This is a genomic window from Subtercola endophyticus (genome assembly GCF_021044565.1).
GTDB classification, from domain to species: domain Bacteria; phylum Actinomycetota; class Actinomycetes; order Actinomycetales; family Microbacteriaceae; genus Subtercola; species Subtercola endophyticus.
On the sequence record NZ_CP087997.1, the window covers coordinates 1,268,830 to 1,287,785 of the forward strand.

The following is an 18,956-nucleotide window of genomic DNA, read 5'->3' on the forward strand; positions in this document are numbered from 1 at the left end:
GGTGAGAGCAAGCAGATGGTGACGGCGGGCAGATGGTGACAACGCAGAGCAGGGCCGGCTCGACCTCGCGGCAGGAGTTCGATGAGCTGCTCGCCACGCATCGGGTGATTCCGGTCATCCGTACGCTCTTCGCCGACGGCGAGACGCCGATCGGCATCTACCGCAAGCTGAGCGACAACCGGCCGGGCACCTTCTTGCTCGAGTCGGCGGGCCAGGGCGGGGTCTGGTCGCGGTTCTCGTTCATCGGCGTGTCGAGCTACGGCGTGTTGAGCGTCGACGGCGACCGCGCCGTGTGGATGGGTTCTGGCCTCAGCACCTCCCGCGCCTTTCCGAACGGCATGCCCGGCGGGCCCCTCGAGGCCCTCGCGGCCCTCTACGAAGAGTGGAAGACCCCCGTCATCGCCGGCCACCCGCCGCTCACGGGCGGGCTCGTCGGCTTCATCGGCTGGGAGACGGTTCGCCAGATCGAGCACCTGCCCGACGCACCACCAGCCGACTTCGACATGCCGAGTCAGGCTCTTTCGTTCGTCTCCGACCTCATCGCGGTCGACCATCTGCTCGGAACCGTCACTCTGGTGTCGACGGTGCTCGCCGATCGTAAGAACCGAGAAGATTCCGGCGAGCTGTGGGCGGATGCGGTTGCCCGACTCGATTCGATGCAGCACCGCCTCTCGCGTCCGGCAGAGGCGTGGCTGGCGGAGGCCGACTTCGATGTCGTCGCTGCTCCCACCCCGCGAACGCTGCGTGAAGACTTTCTCGCCTCGATCGACGTCGCCAAAGAGCACATCAGGCAGGGTGACATCTTTCAGGTCGTCATCGCCCAGCGGTTCGATCTCGAATGCACGGCAGAGCCGATCGAGGTGTACCGCGTTCTGCGTACGCTGAACCCGAGCCCGTACATGTACCTGCTCAACCTCGAATCGCCCAGCCGGCGCCCCTACGCCATCGTCGGTTCGAGCCCCGAAGCGCTGGTCAAGGTCGAAAGCGGTCGGGCGTACACCCACCCGATCGCCGGATCGCGGCCGCGCGGGCACTCGATCGACGAAGACAACCGGCTCGAAGCCGACTTGCTGGCCGATCCGAAAGAGAAAGCCGAGCATCTCATGCTCGTCGACCTCGCCAGAAACGATCTGCTGAAGGTGTGCGCCGCGGGTTCCGTCGAGGTCACCGAGTTCATGCGCATCGAGCGTTTCAGCCACATCATGCACATCGTGTCGTCGGTCGAAGGCGAGCTTGCGCCCGACGTCACTGCGATCGACGTGTTCCGCGCGACGTTCCCGGCCGGCACGCTCTCGGGCGCACCGAAACCCCGCGCCATGCAGATCATCGACGACCTCGAGCCGGCTCAGCGCGGTGTCTACGGGGGAGTGGTCGGCTACTTCGACTTCGCCGGCGACGCCGACGTGGCCATCGCCATCCGCACCGCGGTGATCTCCGACGGCATCGCCCGGGTGCAGGCCGGCGGCGGTCTCGTTGCCGACTCCGACCCGAACTCGGAGTTCATCGAGTCGCAGAACAAGGCGGCGGCACCCTTGCGCGCCGTTGCCATCGCAAACGCCATGACGAGGGTCGGATGACCGGCAGCACAGATTCCCCAGAACTGAAGTCTGAAGAACAGAAGTCTGAAGAACAGAAGTCGTCGCAGTCGCGCCGCCTCAAGTCGCTGACGATCTTCGCCGTGGTCATCTGGAGCGCCCTCGTCTTTCTGGCCTGGTCGCAGCCGTGGTTCACGCTCAGCGCTCAAGGCCGCGCCGGCGACACGATCTCGGTCACCGTTCAGGGTGCCGCCGCGGCGCCCGCACTCTCGGCGCTCGCTCTCGCCGGGCTTGCTCTGGCAGCAGCACTGGCCATCGCCGGCCCCGTGGTGCGTATCGTGCTCGGCGTGCTCGAATTCGTGCTCGGTGCGTCGATTCTCGCTTCGACCATCGGCGCCCTCTCGAACCCCGTGCTGGCCGGGCAGTCTGCCGTCACGACAGCGACCGGGGTCACGGGCAATTCGTCGGTCCAGGCGATCGCCACGACCTCGGGGTCGTCGCTCTGGCCCTACCTCGCGCTGGTCGCGGGCACCCTCATGGCGCTCACGGGCATCCTGATCGTCATCACGATGCGCCGCTGGCCGGTGTCGGGCCGCAAGTACCAGCCCGTGCAGTTCGCGGCCGCGGATGGTCGTACCGCCGGTAATCCGGTCGACCTGATCAGTGACGAAGCGCAGTTCGACGAGGCCGAGCTCGACGATGCAGATGCAGAGGCAGATGCAGAGGCAGATCTCGACCGCGCAACCGACACGAGCGTGGCCGACACTTCTGACCAGATGACCGGCATCGACGAGGTGGCACGCGCCGCCGCCGTCGACAAGTGGGACAGCCTCAGCCGGGGTCAAGACCCGACGGCGTGACCCACGGCCCGATACACTTATTTTCGACCCGCGCACACACTTTTGAGGAGCACCATGAGCATTGAGTCAGCAGAACCGGGCCACGGCAGTTCGACCGCTTCGTGGACGGCGGTGGTCATCATGCTCGTAGCGTTCGCCATCGGCACCGTCGCGTTCTTCTTCTCCATCGTCTGGCTCGTCTGGGCCAGCGTCGGCCTGCTCGTCGCCGGTCTCCTCGTGGGATACGTGCTCGCCAAGCTGGGCTACGGCGTCGACGGAGCCAAAACAACCGCCAAGGGGCATTAGTACCAGTGCTCGAATCGCTTACCGCCGGCGCCGCAGAAGATGCGGCAGCCCGGCGAGAACTCGTCAGTTACGACGAGGTCGAACGTGCCGCACTCGAGAGCGAGCCGGCACTCGATGCCCTTGCCTTTCTCGCACCGGCCGAACGTGTCAAGATCATCGCCGAGGTGAAACGGGCCAGCCCGTCTCGCGGTGCGCTCGCTCCGATCACCGATCCGGCGGCGCTGGCGTCGACCTACCAATCCGCCGGGGCGAGCGCCATCAGCGTGCTCACCGAGGGCCGCAAGTTCAAGGGGTCGCTCGAAGACCTCGAGCTCGTGCGCGACACGGTGTCGGTGCCGGTGCTGCGTAAAGACTTCATCACCCTCGAGTACCAGGTGCTCGAGGCCCGCGCGGCCGGGGCCGACCTCGCGTTGCTCATCGTGGCGGCCCTCGACCAGCCGGCGCTCGTGCGCTTGCACGGTTTCATCGAAGAGCTGGGCATGACCGCGCTCGTCGAGACCCATTCCGCCGACGAGGTGGAACGCGCGCTCGACCTGGGCGCCTCGCTGATCGGCGTGAACGCCCGCAACCTCAGCACGTTCGAGCTCGACCGTGACCTGTTCGGAACCCTGGCCGACCGTATTCCGGCCGGCGTCATCCGCGTCGCCGAGTCGGCTGTGAAGACCGCCGCAGACGTCAGCCACTACCGATCGAGCGGCGCCGACGTCGTGCTCGTCGGCGAAGCGCTCGTGACCGGCGACCCGGCCCGCACGCTCGAAGAGTTTTTAGGAGTGCAATGACCGACACCGTGCCCACCGACGGGGCAGCAACCCACCTGCGCGACGAAACCGGCCCGTTCTTCGGCGAATTCGGCGGCCGCTTCATGCCGGAGTCGCTGATCGCCGCTCTCGACGAGATCTCTGCCGTCTACGAAGAGGCCAAGACCGATCCGACGTTCGCGGCCGAGCTCGCCGAGCTGCACCGCACCTACACGGGGCGCCCCTCGATCATCACCGAAGCACCCCGATTCGGCGAATACGCCGGCGGCGCGCGCATCATTCTCAAGCGCGAAGACCTGAACCACACCGGTTCGCACAAGATCAACAACGTGCTCGGTCAAGCCCTGCTGGCCCGCCGCCTCGGCAAGACGAGGCTCATCGCCGAGACCGGGGCCGGGCAACACGGCGTCGCCACCGCGACCGCCGCAGCGCTGTTCGGCATGAGCTGCGTCGTCTACATGGGCGAGGTCGACACCGTGCGCCAGGCGCTGAACGTGGCGCGCATGCGCCTGCTCGGGGCGGAGGTCGTCTCGGTCACCACCGGCACTCGCACACTGAAAGACGCCCTGAACGAGGCGTTCCGCGACTGGGTCGCCAATGTCTCCGACACGCACTACGTGCTCGGCACGGTCGCCGGGCCGCATCCGTTTCCTGTCATGGTGCGCGATTTCCACAAGATCATCGGCGAAGAGGCCCGCGCTCAGGTGCTCGAGCTCACGGGCGCGCTGCCCGATGCGGTGGTTGCCTGTGTCGGCGGCGGCTCGAACGCCATCGGCATCTTCCACGCCTTCCTCGACGATCCGGATGTTTCGCTGTACGGCTACGAAGCAGCCGGTGACGGCGTCGAAACTCTGCGCCACGCGGCCACCATCACGAAGGGCCGCCCCGGCGTGCTGCACGGATCGCGCAGCTTCATGCTGCAAGACGCCGACGGCCAGACACTCGACTCGCACTCCATCTCGGCGGGGCTCGACTACCCCGGCGTCGGGCCCGAGCACGCCTGGCTGTCGTCCATCGGCCGGGCCACCTACCTGCCCATCACCGACGCCGAGGCGATGAACGCGTTCCGCATCCTGTGCCAGACCGAGGGCATCATTCCGGCCATCGAGTCGGCACACGCTTTGGCCGGCGCCATCGAGCTCGGCCGTGAGCTCGGCCCCGACGCGACCATCCTGGTCAGCCTGAGCGGTCGCGGTGACAAAGATGTCGAGACGGCAGGCCGGTACTTCGGCGTGCTCGATGAACAAGCCTTGGTGGCGAGCACCCTCGAACAAAACGAACTAGAAGACGGCGAAGTCGAGGTCGAAGAACTCGATCGCGATGTCGCGCAGGGGTTGGGAACACAGCGATGAGCGTGCAGTCCACACCGACGTTCCGGGCGGTCTCACCGGTCGGCACGGCGATCCAAGCCGCGAACTCCGCCCGCAAAGGCGCACTCATCGGCTACCTGCCCGTCGGGTTTCCGAATCTCGCCGAGAGCATCGACGCAGCCGTCGCGCTGGTCGAGAACGGTGTCGACATTCTCGAGCTGGGGCTGCCGTATTCCGATCCCGTGATGGACGGCCCGGTCATCCAGAAGGCCACCCAGACCTCGCTCGAGAACGGGTTTCGGCTCAGCGACGCCTTCACGGCCGTCGAGGCGATCCGCGAGCGAGTGGATGCCCCGATTCTGCTTATGACGTATTACAACCCCGTGGTGCAGTATGGCATCGACCGTTTTGCCGACGATCTCGTTTCGGCGGGCGGAGCCGGGCTCATCACGCCCGACCTGACGGTCGACTCCGGCGCCGACTGGATCGCCGCGAGCGACCGAACCGGCCTCGACCGGGTCTTTCTCGCCGCACCGACCTCGACCGACGAACGGCTGCGCCTGGCGGTCGATAACAGCCGAGGCTTCGTCTACGTCGTTTCGACGATGGGCGTCACCGGCGCCCGTGGCGACGTCGACGCCGCCGCCCGCACCCTGGTCGAGCGCTTGCGGGCGAACGGGCTCGCCGAGGGTTCGCCCGCCGCATCCACCACCGGCGCCTGCGTCGGCATCGGCATCTCGACCGGCGACCAGGTCGCCGAGGTACTCGAGTACGCCGACGGCGCTATCGTCGGTTCGGCGCTCGTGCGCGCTCTGGCCGACGGGGGAGTCGCCGAGGTGGCGCGCGTCGCCGCCGGGCTCGCGGTGGGCACCGCCCGCTGAACCCGTGTGATGCCCCTCGGACTGACCCGTCAGGCTGAGTCGCGGCGCTGAGAGATCTCGCAGACGCCAGGTGTGCGTCTGAGGTTTTCGCCGTCACACCTTAGAATGACATTTGCCGTGTGCCCGCAGACGGCGTCGCCTACGTATGGAAGGTTTACCACCAGGTGTTTCTGCCGCAAAGCATTCCCAGCCCGCAAATCGACTCGCTCGACATAACAGGCTGGCTCCGTACGCTCGGAATCGACCTGCCTTTCACGATCGACATCCGCTTTTACGCGCTGTGCATTCTGTTCGGCATCGTGGTCGCGACCATCATGACCTCCCGGCGTCTCACCAAGCGGGGGGCCGAGCCGGGAATCGTGCTCGACATCATTCTCTGGGCGGTTCCGCTCGGCATCGTCGGTGCGCGCTTCTTTCACGTTTTCACCCACCCCGGCGACTATTTCTACGCCGGAGCCAACTTCTGGGAGATCTTCGCCGTGTGGGACGGCGGCATCGCCATCTTCGGCGGGCTGATCGGCGGCGCCATCGGTGCGTTGATCGGATGCCGCCTCACGGGCATCCGATTCTGGACGTTTGCAGATGCCCTGGCCCCCGGTCTGCTACTGGCTCAGGCCTGCGGGCGGTTCGGCAACTACTTCAACCAAGAACTCTTCGGCACGCCGACAGACGGCTGGTGGGGTCTTCAAATCGACGCGATCAACCCGAACACCGGTTTGGCCAACCCAGCGATTCCTGTTGGGCTCGCGCCGGGAACGCTGTTTCAGCCGACCTTCGCGTACGAGGTCATCTGGAACGGCCTCGGAGTGCTCTTCTTGCTGTGGATCGGCAAGCGCCTTAACCTGCAGTGGGGCAAGCTCTTCGGGGTCTACCTCATCTGGTACGGCGCGGGCCGCACGGTGTGGGAGACGATTCGAATCGACCCCAGCGAGATCTTCTTCGGTGTGCGTACCAACGTGTGGGCGGCCTGGCTCGCCATCGTGATCGGCATCGTGATCATCGTCGTGCAGTCGCGCCGGCACAAGGGCGCGGAGCGCAGCGCGTACGTTTCGGGCATTGCATGGTCACCGGCAACGCCTGAGGTAGACTCGACAGACCGGTACACAGACGAAGAACTCCGCGGCGACGGTGCCGCTGACGACGAGGCTGAGCCGAAAGATCTCGAGCCGAGCGCCACAAGCACTACCGGAGCGAAGCCCTAGGTTCCACCCACCGCACGGCACACATCACACCTTCCACCACATTCGGGCCACCGGCGTCCCAGTCAGAACAACCCGGTAGTGCGATTGCCGGGGGGATGGATTCTCATGGTTGAAACCTTCAGTGCTTCTCGGTCTCACTCGGTCGAGCCTGCGAGCAGCGCATTTTCGTCGCTCCCGGCCGCGCAGGGCATGTATGACCCGGCCGCGGAGAAAGACGCGTGCGGCCTGGCCATGGTCGCCACGCTGCGCGGCACCGCCGGCCACGACATCATCGACACGGCACTCGAAGCGCTGCGCAACCTCGAGCACCGCGGCGCCGTGGGTTCCGATGCCGGCACCGGCGACGGCGCGGGCATCCTGACGCAGATTCCCGACGAGTTCTTGCGCGCGGTCTCCGGGCTCGAACTGCCCGAGGTCGGCCACTACGCGGTCGGCAACGCGTTTCTGCCGCTCGACCACGACGAACGCGAGAAGGTCGTCGCCCGAATCGCCGAGATCGCCGACGAAGAGGGCCTGCGGGTGCTCGGCTGGCGCGAGGTTCCGGTGCGCCCCGACGAGCTCGGGCGACTGGCGCGCGAGGCGATGCCGGCCATCCGCCAGCTCTACGTAGAGGCGAAACACCATGACGCTACGGGCGAGAAGGCCACGGGCATCCACCTCGACCGGCTCACCTACCGGCTGCGCAAGCGCATCGAGCACGAGCATGAGGTCTACTTCATGTCGCTCTCGAGCCGTACGCTCACCTACAAGGGCATGGTCACCACGCTTCAGCTCGAGCCGTTCTACCCCGACCTCTCTGACGAGCGGTTCGCGTCGAAGCTCGCTCTGGTGCACTCGCGCTACTCCACCAACACGTTCCCGTCGTGGCCGCTCGCGCAACCCCTGCGCATGATGGCGCACAACGGCGAGATCAACACGGTGCAGGGCAACCGCAACTGGATGCGCGCGCGCCAGTCTCAGCTGAAGAGCACCGTCATGGGCGAAATCGCCCCGCTGCTGCCGATCGTCACGCCGGGCGCCAGCGACTCGGCTTCGTTCGACGAGGTCGTCGAACTGTTGACTCTCGCGGGCCGCCCGCTGCCGCACGCCATCATGATGATGGTGCCCGAAGCGTGGGAGAACAACGCCTCGTTCGACCCGGCCCGCCGCGCGTTCTACGAGTTCCACGCCACGCTGATGGAGCCGTGGGACGGGCCGGCAGCGCTGGTCTTCACCGACGGATCGCTCGTCGGTGCCACGCTCGACCGTAACGGCCTGCGCCCGGGTCGCTACCTCGTCACCGATGACGGCCTCGTCGTGCTTGCCAGCGAGATCGGCGTGCTCGACGTCGACCCCGCCAAGGTCGTGCGCAAGGGCCGGCTGCGCCCGGGAAAGATGTTTCTCGTCGACACCGAGGCCGGCCGCATCATCGAAGACGACGAGATCAAAGACGAGCTGGCCGCGAGCGAGCCGTACGCCGAATGGCTCGAGCAGGGCCGCATCAACCTGCGCGACCTGCCCGAGCGTGAGCACATCGTGCACACCCCGGCGTCGGTCACGCGCCGGCAGCGCACCTTCGGTTTCACCGAAGAAGAGATTCGCATTCTGCTGACCCCGATGGCCAAGAACGGCGCAGAGCCGCTCGGCGCCATGGGCTCCGACACTCCCATCGCGGTGCTCTCGAACCGGCCGCGGCTGCTGTTCGACTACTTCACGCAGCAGTTCGCGCAGGTGACGAACCCGCCGCTCGACTCGATTCGCGAAGAAGTCGTCACCTCGCTGCGCCTCGGGCTCGGCCCCGAACGCAACCTGCTCGACGCCACCCCCGGTCACACCGGCCAGGTCGTGCTCGACTTTCCGGTGATCGACAACGACGAGCTCGCGAAGATCCAGCACATCGACCCGAGCCCGGGCAGCTTCACCACGACCACCATCAAGGGGCTGTACCGTTTCGAAGACGGCCCGAAGGCGATGCAAGACCGCATCGCCGAGATGTGTCTCGAGGCCGACGAGGCCATTGCGAACGGCGCGAAGTTCATCGTGCTCAGCGACCGCGACTCGAACAAAGAGAACGCTCCGGTTCCGTCGCTGCTGATGTTGGCGGGTGTGCACCACCACCTCATCCGCACCCAGAACCGCATGAAGGTCGGCATGATCGTCGAGGCCGGCGATGTGCGCGAGGTGCATCACGTCGCGCTCTTGATCGGCTACGGGGCATCTGCCATCAACCCGTACCTGGCCATGGAGACCTGCGAGAACCTCGTGCGCTCGGGCATGATCACCGGCATCAGCCCCGAGAAGGCGGTGAAGAACGTCATCAAAGCGCTCGGCAAGGGCGTTCTGAAGATCATGTCGAAGATGGGCATCTCTACAGTGTCGTCGTACGCGGGCGCCCAGGCGTTCGAAGCCGTCGGCCTCGACAAAGAGTTCGTCGCGCAGTACTTCACCGGCACCTCTTCGAAGCTCGGCGGGGTCGGCATCGACGTCATCGCGGCAGAGAGCGCCAACCGGCACGCGGCAGCGTTCCCCGAAGACGGCAGTGTGACCGTGCACGAACCGCTCGCGGTCGGCGGCGAATACCAGTGGCGCCGCGAGGGCCCGCCGCACCTCTTCAACCCCGACACGGTGTTCAAGCTGCAGCACTCCACCCGCGCGCGTCGGTATGACATCTTTCGCGAGTACACCAAGCTGGTCGACGACCAGGCCGAGTCGCTGATGACCCTGCGCGGGCTCTTCAAGCTGCGAACGGATGCCCGTAAGCCCGTTCCGCTCGATGAAGTGGAGTCGATCGAATCCATCGTGAAGCGGTTCTCGACCGGCGCTATGAGCTACGGATCCATCAGCGAAGAGGCGCACACCACGCTCGCCATCGCGATGAACCGGCTCGGAGCCAAGTCGAACACCGGTGAAGGCGGCGAAGACACGGCACGCCTGCTCGACCCCGAACGGCGCAGCGCCATCAAGCAGGTCGCATCCGGTCGCTTCGGTGTGACGAGCATGTACCTCACGCACGCCACCGACATTCAGATCAAGATGGCGCAGGGTGCGAAGCCCGGCGAGGGCGGGCAACTGCCCCCGACGAAGGTCTACCCGTGGGTCGCCCGCACGCGTCACGCGACGGCAGGCGTCGGCCTCATCTCGCCGCCGCCGCACCACGACATCTACTCGATCGAAGACCTCAAGCAGCTCATCTTCGACCTCAAGCGCGCCAACCCCGAGGCTCGGGTGCACGTCAAACTGGTGAGCCAGAACGGCATCGGCGCGGTTGCGGCCGGTGTGACGAAGGCTCTGGCCGACGTCGTGCTGGTCTCCGGTCACGACGGCGGAACGGGCGCCAGCCCGCTCAACTCGCTGAAGCACGCCGGTACGCCGTGGGAACTCGGCCTCGCCGAGACCCAGCAGACGCTGATGCTCAACGGCATGCGTGACCGCGTAGTTGTACAGGTCGACGGCCAGATGAAGACGGGCCGCGACGTCATCGTCGGTGCTCTGCTCGGCGCCGAGGAGTTCGGTTTCGCGACCGCGCCTCTGGTGGTGTCGGGCTGCGTCATGATGCGGGTCTGCCACCTCGACACCTGCCCGGTAGGTGTCGCGACGCAGAACCCCGAACTTCGCGCGCGCTTCAGCGGCAAGCCGGAGTTCGTGGTCAACTTCTTCGAATTCCTGGCTCAAGAGGTGCGCGAATACCTCGCCGAGCTCGGCTTCCGCACGCTCGAAGAGGCCATCGGTCACCACGAGCTGCTCAACGTCGACCACGCCTTGGAGCACTGGAAGGCAGACGGTCTCGACCTGTCGCCGATCCTCGTCGGCCCGACGTTCAGCGACGACGAACCGCGCGTCAACCGCAGGCCACAAGAGCATGAGCTGGAGAAGCACTTCGACAAGCGACTCATCCGCGATGCATCCGAAGCCCTCGAGTTCGGCGAGCCGGTGGTCATTTCGCTGCCCATTCGCAACACCGAACGGGCCGTCGGAACCATGCTCGGCCACGAGGTGACCGTTCGGCACGGCGAACAGGGCCTGCCCGACGACACCATCCAGATCAGCCTGCAGGGCTCGGCCGGGCAGTCGCTCGGCGCCTTCATGCCGGCGGGCATCACCCTTCGGCTCGAAGGAGACTCCAACGACTACGTCGGCAAGGGGCTCTCGGGCGGGCGCATCATCGTGCGGCCGTCGCGTGAAGCAACGTTCGACGCCGCGCGCAACGTCATCGCCGGCAACGTGATCGGTTACGGCGCGACCCGCGGCAGCATGTTCATCCGCGGCATCGTGGGGGAGCGCTTCTTGGTGCGCAACTCGGGTGCCACGGCGGTAGCCGAAGGCGTCGGAGACCACGCGCTCGAGTACATGACCGGCGGAATCGCGCTGATTCTGGGCACCACGGGCCGCAACCTCGGCGCCGGTATGTCGGGCGGCACCGCCTACGTGTACAAGCTCAGTACCGATCTGGTGAACACCGATTCGCTGGCCAGTGGCGAGCTGCAACTCTCGCCCCTCGACGCGAACGACACCGAACTGGTGCGTTCGCTGCTCACCGAACACGAGGCCGAGACCGGGTCGACGCTGGCAGCGTCGATGCTGGCCGACTTCGACACCGTGGCGGCTGAGTTCGTCAAGGTGCTGCCGCGCGACTACGCCGCGGTTCTCGCTACTCGCCAGACGGCGGTCGACGAGGGGCTCGACCCCGACGGCGACGTGGTCTGGGAAAGAATTCTGGAGGTAACCGGTGGCTGATCCCAAGGGATTTCTGAAGGTCACTGAGCGTGAGCTGCCCAAGCGGCGGCCCGTTCCGATTCGGCTCATGGACTGGAAAGAGGTCTACGAGCCGGCTAATTCCAGCGAAACTCGGCGTCAGGCCGGCCGCTGTATGGATTGCGGCATTCCGTTCTGTCACAAAGGATGTCCGCTGGGAAACCTCATTCCGGAGTGGAACGACTTCACCTGGCGCGGCGAGGGCCGGCAGGCCATCGAGCGACTCCACGCCACGAACAACTTTCCCGAGTTCACGGGCCGGCTCTGCCCGGCGCCGTGCGAGAGTTCGTGCGTACTCGGCATCAACCAGCCTGCGGTGACCATCAAGCAGGTCGAGGTGTCGATCATCGACCAGGCGTTCGCGAACGGCTGGGTGCAGCCGCACCCGCCCGAGCGCCTCACGGGCAAGACGGTCGCGGTCGTCGGATCGGGGCCTGCGGGCCTCGCCGCCGCCCAGCAGCTGACCCGCGCCGGCCACACGGTCGCCGTCTACGAGCGTGACGACCGTATCGGCGGGCTGCTGCGTTACGGCATTCCCGACTTCAAGATGGAGAAGCGCCACCTCGAGTCTCGCCTGAGCCAGATGATGGCCGAGGGCACCCGCTTCCGCGCCGGAATCAACATCGGCGTCGACATCACCTGGGCCGACCTTCGCTCGCGGTACGACGCCGTGATCGTGTGCACGGGCGCAACCGTTCCCCGTGATCTGCCGATTCCGGGGCGCGACCTTGACGGCGTGCACTACGCCATGGAGTTTCTGGTTCAGGGCAACAAGGTCGGCGCCGGCGACACCGTCGTCGATCAGATCACGGCCGAGGGCAAGCACGTCGTCGTTCTGGGCGGCGGTGACACCGGCGCCGACTGCATCGGCACCGCGCACCGCCAGCAGGCCCTCTCGGTGACGAACCTCGCCATCGGCACGCAGCCGCCCACCGAGCGACCGGATGCCCAGCCGTGGCCCATGGTTCCGAATCTCTTCGAGGTGTCCAGCGCCCACGAAGAGGGTGGGGAGCGCATGTACCTCGCCTCGACCGTCGAGTTCCTCTCGAACGAGGCCGGCGAGGTGCGGGCGATCCGCGTCGCCGAGACGGAATACCTCGATGGCCGCCGGGTTCCCAAGGCGGGCACCGAGCGGGAGATCCCCGCCGACCTCGTTCTTCTGGCGCTGGGCTTCACCGGCCCCGAATCCGCCGACCTGGCCAACCAGGTCGGGGCACAGTTCGACGGCCGCGGAAACGTCGAGCGCAACGAAGACTACGAGACGAGCATCCCGGGCGTGTTCGTGGCCGGCGACGCCGGTCGCGGTCAGTCGCTCATCGTCTGGGCCATCGCCGAGGGGCGCGCCGCCGCCGCTTCGGTCGACCGCTACCTCGAGGGCGACACCGAGCTGCCGTTCCCCGTCGCGCCGAACGACCGGGCGATCTCGATCTGAGTCGCTGGGCTTCGACCCGTTCATCCATTTTCGACCGTTCACCACCACGTCACCTTCGAAGGCAAGATCACGAACTGATCGTCACTTCGAATTACCCGTTCACCACCACGTCACCTTCGAAGGCCATAATGGGCCTGTGAGTGCAGTGGACTATTTCACCAATGCGCACCCGCGCAGAAGCATGGAGCACACCAAAGAATGAGACGCGCAAAAATCGTCGCCACGCTGGGGCCGGCCACCTCGTCGTACGAGAACATCCGGGCCATCATCGATGCCGGAGTCGACGTCTGCCGCATGAACCTGAGCCACGGCTCGTACGACGTGCACGAGGGCATTTACGCCACCGTGCGCCAGGCCGCAGAAGACTCGGGCCGCGCGGTAGCGGTGCTCGTCGACCTGCAGGGCCCGAAGATCCGTCTCGGAAAGTTCGAGGCAGGCCCCTACTACCTCGAGCAAGGCGACATCTTCAAAATCACCACCGAAGAGGTCATCGGAACGCGCGAGCTCTCGGGCACCACGTTCAAGGGCCTTCCGCAAGACGTCGCCCCCGGCGACTTTCTGCTGATCGACGACGGCAAGGTCAAGGTCAAGGTTCTGGAGACCGACGGCACCGTCGTCACCACCGAAGTCATCGTGGCCGGCAACGTGTCGAACAACAAGGGCATCAATCTGCCCGGCGTCGCGGTCAACGTGCCGGCGCTCTCAGAGAAAGACGAGGCCGATCTTCGTTGGGGCCTTCGTCTCGGCGCAGATCTGATCGCGCTCTCATTCGTTCGTGACGCCGCCGACATCAAGCGAGTCCACGAGATCATGGCAGAAGAGGGTCGCAAGATTCCCGTCTGCGCCAAAATCGAGAAGCCGCAAGCCGTCGACAACCTCGAAGAGATCATCGACGCCTTCGACAGCATCATGGTCGCCCGTGGTGACCTCGGCGTCGAGCTGCCGCTCGAAGCGGTGCCGATCGTGCAGAAGCGCGCCATCGAGCTCTCTCGCCGCATGGCCAAGCCGGTCATCGTGGCGACGCAGATGCTCGAATCGATGATCTCCTCGCCGATTCCCACTCGGGCTGAGACCTCCGACGTCGCCAATGCGGTGCTCGACGGGGCCGACGCGGTCATGCTCTCGGGCGAAACGTCTGTCGGCGAGTACCCGGTCATCACCGTTCAGACCATGGCCCGCATCGTGGAATCGACCGAGGTGCACGGCCTCGAGCGCATCCCCGCGCTCGGCACCAAGCCGCGCACCCAGGCCGGCGCGGTCACCCTCGCCGCGGCCGAGGTCGCCGACTTCGTCGAGGCGAAGTACCTCGTGGTGTTCACCGAGTCCGGTGACTCCGTGCGGCGCATGGCGCGGCTGCGGTCGTCGATACCGATTATCGGGCTCACCCCTGAGCCGGGCATCCGTCGCCGCATGGCCCTGTCGTGGGGTGTCGATCCGTACCTGGTCGATCGCGTCAAGCACACCGACCAGCTCATGGTTCAGGCCGACGACGTGCTGCTCGGCGAGAACATGGCCCAGCTCGGCGACAAGGTCGTGGTGATCTCGGGTTCCCCTCCCGGAAAGGCCGGCACCACCAACGACATGCGCGTGCACATCGTCGGTGAGGGCCACAACCCGCAGAAGCCGTCGCCCGACGAGCTCGACCACTAAGCCGTCAGACAACAAAAAGGCCCGGGAGATCTACTCTCCCGGGTCTTTTCGTAATTCTGTACCGGTGGCGGGACTCGAACCCGCACGTCTTGCAACAACGCATTTTGAGTGCGCCGCGTCTACCATTCCGCCACACCGGCTCGCATCAACAGTGATCAGAATACCGTAGGGTTGAGGTGTGACTGACCAAGATACTCCAACGACTGCGCCACGCCGCGTTGTCGTCGCCGAAGACGAATCCCTCATCCGCCTCGACATCGTCGAGATTCTGCGTGACGCCGGGTTCGAGGTCGTCGGCGAGGCCGGTGACGGCGAAACCGCCGTCGCTCTGGCCACCGAACTGCGCCCCGACCTGGTCATCATGGATGTCAAGATGCCGCTTCTCGACGGAATCTCCGCTGCCGAACGCCTCAGCAAGGGCCACATCGCGCCCGTCGTGCTGCTCACCGCATTCAGCCAGAAAGAACTCGTCGAGCGCGCCACCGAGGCCGGCGCCCTTGCTTACGTGGTCAAGCCGTTCACGCCGAACGACCTGCTTCCCGCCATCGAGATCGCTCTCTCGCGTTACGCGCAGATCATCACCCTCGAGGCCGAGGTCGCCGACCTCGTCGAGCGGTTCGAGACCCGCAAGCTCGTCGACCGGGCGAAGGGTCTGCTCAACGAGAAGATGGGGCTCACGGAGCCCGAGGCGTTCCGCTGGATCCAGAAGGCGTCGATGGATCGCCGCCTCACGATGCACGACGTTGCACAGGCCATCATCGAGCAGTTGAGCGTCAAGAAGAGCTAGCTTCGCGTGCGTTCGGTACGGGCATCCGGATGCCCGGGGTTCGCGTTCTCAGAGGCTCAGACCTCACGAATGATGTTCGTGATGCGCACCGTCGAAAGTCGCCGACCTTTTTCGTCTGAAATCGCCACCTCGTGCACCGTCAACGTGCGCCCGAGCTTGATGGCGGTGCAGACACCGGTCACCGTTCCGCTGCTCACCGAACCGGTGTGACTGGCGTTCACCTCGATGCCCATGCCCACCTTGCCCGGACCGGCGAACACCGTCGCGGCAGACGACCCCAGACTCTCTGCCAGCACCACATACGCGCCGCCGTGCACCACACCGAACGGCTGAGTGTTGCCCTCGGCGGGCATGGTGGCGACCGAATGCTCTGGGGTGATTTCGAGGAACTCGATTCCCATCTTCTCGGCGAGTGAGCCCTTGCTCAGGCCGCTGAAGACGGCCTCGAAGTCGAGAGGCTCGGCGCCGGCCGTCACTCCTGTCGGCACATCGGACGGCGCACTGGTCGGAACATCGGACGGCACGGAGGGAGGCGGCGTTGACATTTGTTACCCTAACTGCGCTGTTGAGCATCCGGAGCCCGCTGAACTGCCTGCTCGAACGCCCCATCGGTGCGCCGAATCTGCGTCGGAAGACTGTCGGAGGGCCTGTGTAGGCTTGGCGTGTGTCCGACATCGAACAGCCTACCCTTCTCATAATCGACGGGCATTCGCTCGCTTTCCGAGCGTTCTACGCGCTTCCCGTCGACAGTTTTCAGACCAGAGACGGGCAGCACACGAACGCCATCCACGGCTTTTTGTCGATGCTTTTGCTGCTTCTGAAGAACGAGAAGCCGACACATCTGGCTGTGGCGTTCGACATGTCGAGGCAGTCGTTCCGCACGCGTGAATACCCCGAATACAAAGGCACACGACACGAGACCCCGCCAGAGTTCTCGGGCCAGGTTCCGCTGCTGAAAGACGCCCTCAAGGCGATGAACATCGAAACGCTCGAGAAAGAAGACTTCGAGGCCGACGACATTCTCGCCACGCTCGCCCGGCAGGGCACCGAGCAGGGGTATCGCGTGCTTGTCGTGTCGGGCGATCGCGACGCGATCCAGCTTGTCAACGACAACGTCACGCTGCTCTACCCGTCACGGCAGGGTGTCACCGAACTCACGCGGTACGACCGCAACAAGGTGTTCGAGCGCTACGGCATCGAGCCGCACCAGTACCCCGAGGTTGCCGCGTTGGTCGGCGAGACGAGCGACAATCTGCCGGGCATCCCGAAGGTCGGCGAAAAGACCGCGGTCAAGTGGCTGAACCAGTTCGGCAGCCTCGACGAGATTCTGCGCCGCTCCGACGAGATCGGCGGCAAAGTCGGCGAGAGCCTGCGCGAGTTCCAAGAGAACGCGGTGCGCAACCGCAAACTGAACCGGCTGCTCACCGACGTCGAGCTGCCGCTCGGGCCGGCCGACTTCGGCAAGCGGCCGATCGACGAGCAGGCCGTGCGCGACCTGTTCGCTCGGCTGGAGTTTCGCACACTGCTCGAGCGGGTGTTCAAGCTCGAGGGTGTCGGCGACGACGGCACCGGCAGCAGCGCGTTCGGCGGCGGCCTCGGCAGTGGTGCCGGTGCTGGCGGCGCCGGCGCGGGCGGCCGTCTTGTCGACGAAAAGGCCGCCGTGGCTCCGGCCCCGACGACGCTGCTCGACGAAGAACTGCAGGCGTGGCTGGCCCGGGCCGTTGCGGCCGAGCCGTTCGGCCTGGGGCTCGAGGTCGAGTTGCTCGACGGCAAACCCATCGGGTTCGGCCTCGCCAGCGCCGAATCGACCGTCTTTCTGCCGTGGATCCCTGACCGCGCCGACTACCTGCCGTTCGAGAACTGGCTGGCGAGCCCCGCACCGAAGCTTCTGCACGGCGCGAAGCACCAGCTGAAGACTCTGTTGACAGCAGGCCTCACGGTCGATGGAATCACCTTCGACACGTCGGTCGCGGCATGGCTGCTCAAGTCAGACAGCGCGTCGCCGGCACTCACCGATCTGGTCGATCGCTACCTCAACGAATCGTTGCCGACACCCGATCCCAACCAGCTCGTGCCCGACGACGACTCGGTGGTCGGCCCGGCGGGCACCGCCTGGTACGTGGCGCGCGTCGCGCGAGCGATCAATGAGAAGCTCGACGACGGGTCGCGCTCGGTTCTCGTCGACATCGAGATGCCCGTTCTGGCCGTACTGGCCCAGATGGAGCTCGACGGCGTCGCCGTGAGTCACACCCAGCTCTCCGAGCTGTCGAACGAGCTCACCACACGCTCGGCCCAGATAGCGAGCGACGCGTTCGGCATCATCGAGCGCGAGATCAACCTGGGCTCGCCGAAGCAGATCCAAGAGGTTCTGTTCGACCAGCTCGGCATGCCGAAGACCCGCGCCACGAAGACCGGCTACTCCACCGACGCGGTCGCGCTGGCCGACCTGCAGGCGAGTTCGCCGCATCCGTTTCTCGATCTGTTGCTGCTCCACCGCGACGCCACCAAGCTCAACCAGATCGTCGAAACCCTCGACAAGTCGATCAGCACCGACCGGCGCATCCACACCACGTACATCCAGACCGGCAGTTCGACCGGCCGCATCTCGTCGACCGACCCGAATCTGCAGAACATTCCGGTTCGCACCGAGGAGGGCCGGCGCATCCGCAAGGCTTTCATGGTGGGGGAGTCGTACGAGACGCTGCTGACCACTGACTACTCGCAGATCGAGATGCGCATCATGGCGCACCTCTCCGAAGACGAGGGGCTGATCACCGCTTTTCAGTCGGGCGAAGACCTGCACCGGTTCGTGGGCGCCCGCATCTTCGGTGTCGAGCCTGAAGACGTGACCTCGGCCATGCGGTCGAAGGTCAAGGCCATGTCGTACGGCCTCGCCTACGGTCTCTCGGCGTTCGGGCTCTCGAAACAGCTGCGCATCCCCACCGCCGAGGCGAAGCAGCTGATGACCGACTACTTCGAGCGTTTCGGTGCGGTGCGCGATTACCTGCGCAACGTCGTCGTGCAGGCGCGCGAAGACGGCTACACCGAAACCATCTTCGGTCGCCGCCGCCTCTTTCCCGACCTGTCGAGCCCGAACCGCGTTCTGCGTGACAACGCCGAGCGCCAGGCGTTGAACGCGCCCATCCAGGGCACCGCCGCCGACATTCTGAAGATCGCCATGGTCAACATCTCTCTTGACCTCGCGTCGCATTCTCTGCAGTCGCGCATGCTTCTCCAGGTGCACGATGAGCTCGTCTTCGAGGTGTTTCCGGGCGAGTGGGATTCCCTGGCCGCCATCGTCGAAACCCGCATGTCGACCGCCGCCGAGCTCAAGGTGCCGCTCGACGTGCAACTCGGCCGCGGCCAGAACTGGAACGAGGCGGCGCACTAGCGCCCGCCCTCCTTCTTGCGCCGCCCTCCTTCCCGCGCCGCCCGCCTCCTTTCCCCCTCCAGAGGGTTGAAAGCGACGTTTTCGGACGAGCGCGACCGCCCCGGCGGCTCATCTCGACCGCAAACGTCGCTGTC

General features: G+C 65.8%; 13 protein-coding genes and 1 tRNA gene. 12 read left to right on the plus strand and 2 right to left on the minus strand.

Annotation, left to right across the window (positions count from 1 at the left end; translation table 11 throughout):
• The first annotated feature begins 32 nt into the window (after positions 1 to 32).
• The 10 genes from LQ955_RS06040 to pyk all read left to right on the plus strand — a co-directional run bounded on the left by LQ955_RS06040 (position 33) and on the right by pyk (position 14,644).
• Positions 33 to 1,577: an anthranilate synthase component I gene (locus LQ955_RS06040; protein WP_231027281.1), complete on the plus strand. Its 1,545-nt coding sequence runs from the start codon at positions 33 to 35 to the stop codon at positions 1,575 to 1,577.
• Positions 1,574 to 2,395: a Trp biosynthesis-associated membrane protein gene (locus LQ955_RS06045; RefSeq protein WP_231027282.1), complete on the plus strand. Its 822-nt coding sequence runs from the start codon at positions 1,574 to 1,576 to the stop codon at positions 2,393 to 2,395. Before LQ955_RS06040 ends, LQ955_RS06045 begins: the two co-directional genes overlap by 4 nt.
• A 54-nt stretch (positions 2,396 to 2,449) precedes the next feature.
• The gene (locus tag LQ955_RS06050) at positions 2,450 to 2,680 is read left to right on the plus strand and encodes a DUF6704 family protein (protein WP_231027283.1); all 231 of its coding nucleotides are present in this window, start codon (positions 2,450 to 2,452) and stop codon (positions 2,678 to 2,680) included.
• 5 nt (positions 2,681 to 2,685) lie between these two features.
• Positions 2,686 to 3,459 carry an indole-3-glycerol phosphate synthase TrpC gene (gene trpC, locus LQ955_RS06055; protein ID WP_231027284.1) on the plus strand — a complete coding sequence of 258 codons (774 nt, stop codon included), beginning with the start codon at positions 2,686 to 2,688 and terminating at the stop codon, positions 3,457 to 3,459.
• Complete coding sequence (gene trpB, locus LQ955_RS06060) at positions 3,456 to 4,790, plus strand: tryptophan synthase subunit beta (RefSeq protein WP_231027285.1); 1,335 nt, start codon at positions 3,456 to 3,458, stop codon at positions 4,788 to 4,790. Before trpC ends, trpB begins: the two co-directional genes overlap by 4 nt.
• A complete protein-coding gene (trpA, locus tag LQ955_RS06065) occupies positions 4,787 to 5,629 on the plus strand; it encodes a tryptophan synthase subunit alpha (RefSeq protein ID WP_231027286.1) in 843 nt (280 codons plus the stop codon). Before trpB ends, trpA begins: the two co-directional genes overlap by 4 nt.
• Positions 5,630 to 5,748: 119 nt before the next feature.
• On the plus strand, positions 5,749 to 6,831 hold the full coding sequence (gene lgt, locus LQ955_RS06070; protein WP_390623445.1) for a prolipoprotein diacylglyceryl transferase: 1,083 nt from the start codon (positions 5,749 to 5,751) through the stop codon (positions 6,829 to 6,831).
• A 189-nt stretch (positions 6,832 to 7,020) separates the two neighbouring features.
• Positions 7,021 to 11,544 carry a glutamate synthase large subunit gene (gene gltB / locus LQ955_RS06075; RefSeq protein WP_231027287.1) on the plus strand — a complete coding sequence of 1,508 codons (4,524 nt, stop codon included), beginning with the start codon at positions 7,021 to 7,023 and terminating at the stop codon, positions 11,542 to 11,544.
• On the plus strand, positions 11,537 to 12,994 hold the full coding sequence (locus LQ955_RS06080) for a glutamate synthase subunit beta (protein WP_231027288.1): 1,458 nt from the start codon (positions 11,537 to 11,539) through the stop codon (positions 12,992 to 12,994). Before gltB ends, LQ955_RS06080 begins: the two co-directional genes overlap by 8 nt.
• 198 nt (positions 12,995 to 13,192) lie before the next feature.
• Entirely contained in the window at positions 13,193 to 14,644 is a 1,452-nt protein-coding gene (gene pyk, locus LQ955_RS06085) for a pyruvate kinase (RefSeq protein WP_231027289.1), read from the plus strand.
• A gap of 59 nt (positions 14,645 to 14,703) precedes the next feature.
• Here pyk and LQ955_RS06090 read toward each other — a convergent pair.
• Positions 14,704 to 14,784: transfer RNA gene (locus tag LQ955_RS06090), tRNA-Leu, on the minus strand.
• Positions 14,785 to 14,822: 38 nt separating this feature from the next.
• Here LQ955_RS06090 and LQ955_RS06095 point away from each other — a divergent pair.
• Complete coding sequence (locus tag LQ955_RS06095) at positions 14,823 to 15,431, plus strand: ANTAR domain-containing response regulator (protein WP_231027290.1); 609 nt, start codon at positions 14,823 to 14,825, stop codon at positions 15,429 to 15,431.
• Between the two features lie 56 nt (positions 15,432 to 15,487).
• On the opposite strand, the gene LQ955_RS06100 is transcribed toward LQ955_RS06095, so the two are convergent.
• Complete coding sequence (locus LQ955_RS06100; protein ID WP_231028067.1) at positions 15,488 to 15,832, minus strand: PaaI family thioesterase; 345 nt, start codon at positions 15,830 to 15,832, stop codon at positions 15,488 to 15,490.
• A 263-nt stretch (positions 15,833 to 16,095) separates the two neighbouring features.
• On the opposite strand from LQ955_RS06100, the gene polA reads away from it, so the two are divergent.
• Positions 16,096 to 18,822 (plus strand): DNA polymerase I, encoded by a 2,727-nt coding sequence (gene polA, locus LQ955_RS06105; RefSeq protein ID WP_231027291.1) that lies wholly within the window; start codon positions 16,096 to 16,098, stop codon positions 18,820 to 18,822.
• Positions 18,823 to 18,956 lie beyond the last annotated feature (134 nt).

What these genes read in the sequence shown, in the direction of transcription:
- LQ955_RS06040 (WP_231027281.1), top strand. Translation starts at nt 33, where the DNA reads ATGGTGACAACGCAGAGCAGGGCCGGCTCGACCTCGCGGCAGGAGTTC.
- LQ955_RS06045 (WP_231027282.1), top strand. Translation starts at nt 1,574, where the DNA reads ATGACCGGCAGCACAGATTCCCCAGAACTGAAGTCTGAAGAACAGAAG.
- LQ955_RS06050 (WP_231027283.1), top strand. Translation starts at nt 2,450, where the DNA reads ATGAGCATTGAGTCAGCAGAACCGGGCCACGGCAGTTCGACCGCTTCG.
- trpB (WP_231027285.1), top strand. Translation starts at nt 3,456, where the DNA reads ATGACCGACACCGTGCCCACCGACGGGGCAGCAACCCACCTGCGCGAC.
- trpA (WP_231027286.1), top strand. Translation starts at nt 4,787, where the DNA reads ATGAGCGTGCAGTCCACACCGACGTTCCGGGCGGTCTCACCGGTCGGC.
- gltB (WP_231027287.1), top strand. Translation starts at nt 7,021, where the DNA reads ATGTATGACCCGGCCGCGGAGAAAGACGCGTGCGGCCTGGCCATGGTC.
- pyk (WP_231027289.1), top strand. Translation starts at nt 13,193, where the DNA reads ATGAGACGCGCAAAAATCGTCGCCACGCTGGGGCCGGCCACCTCGTCG.
- LQ955_RS06100 (WP_231028067.1), bottom strand. Translation starts at nt 15,832, where the DNA reads ATGGGAATCGAGTTCCTCGAAATCACCCCAGAGCATTCGGTCGCCACC.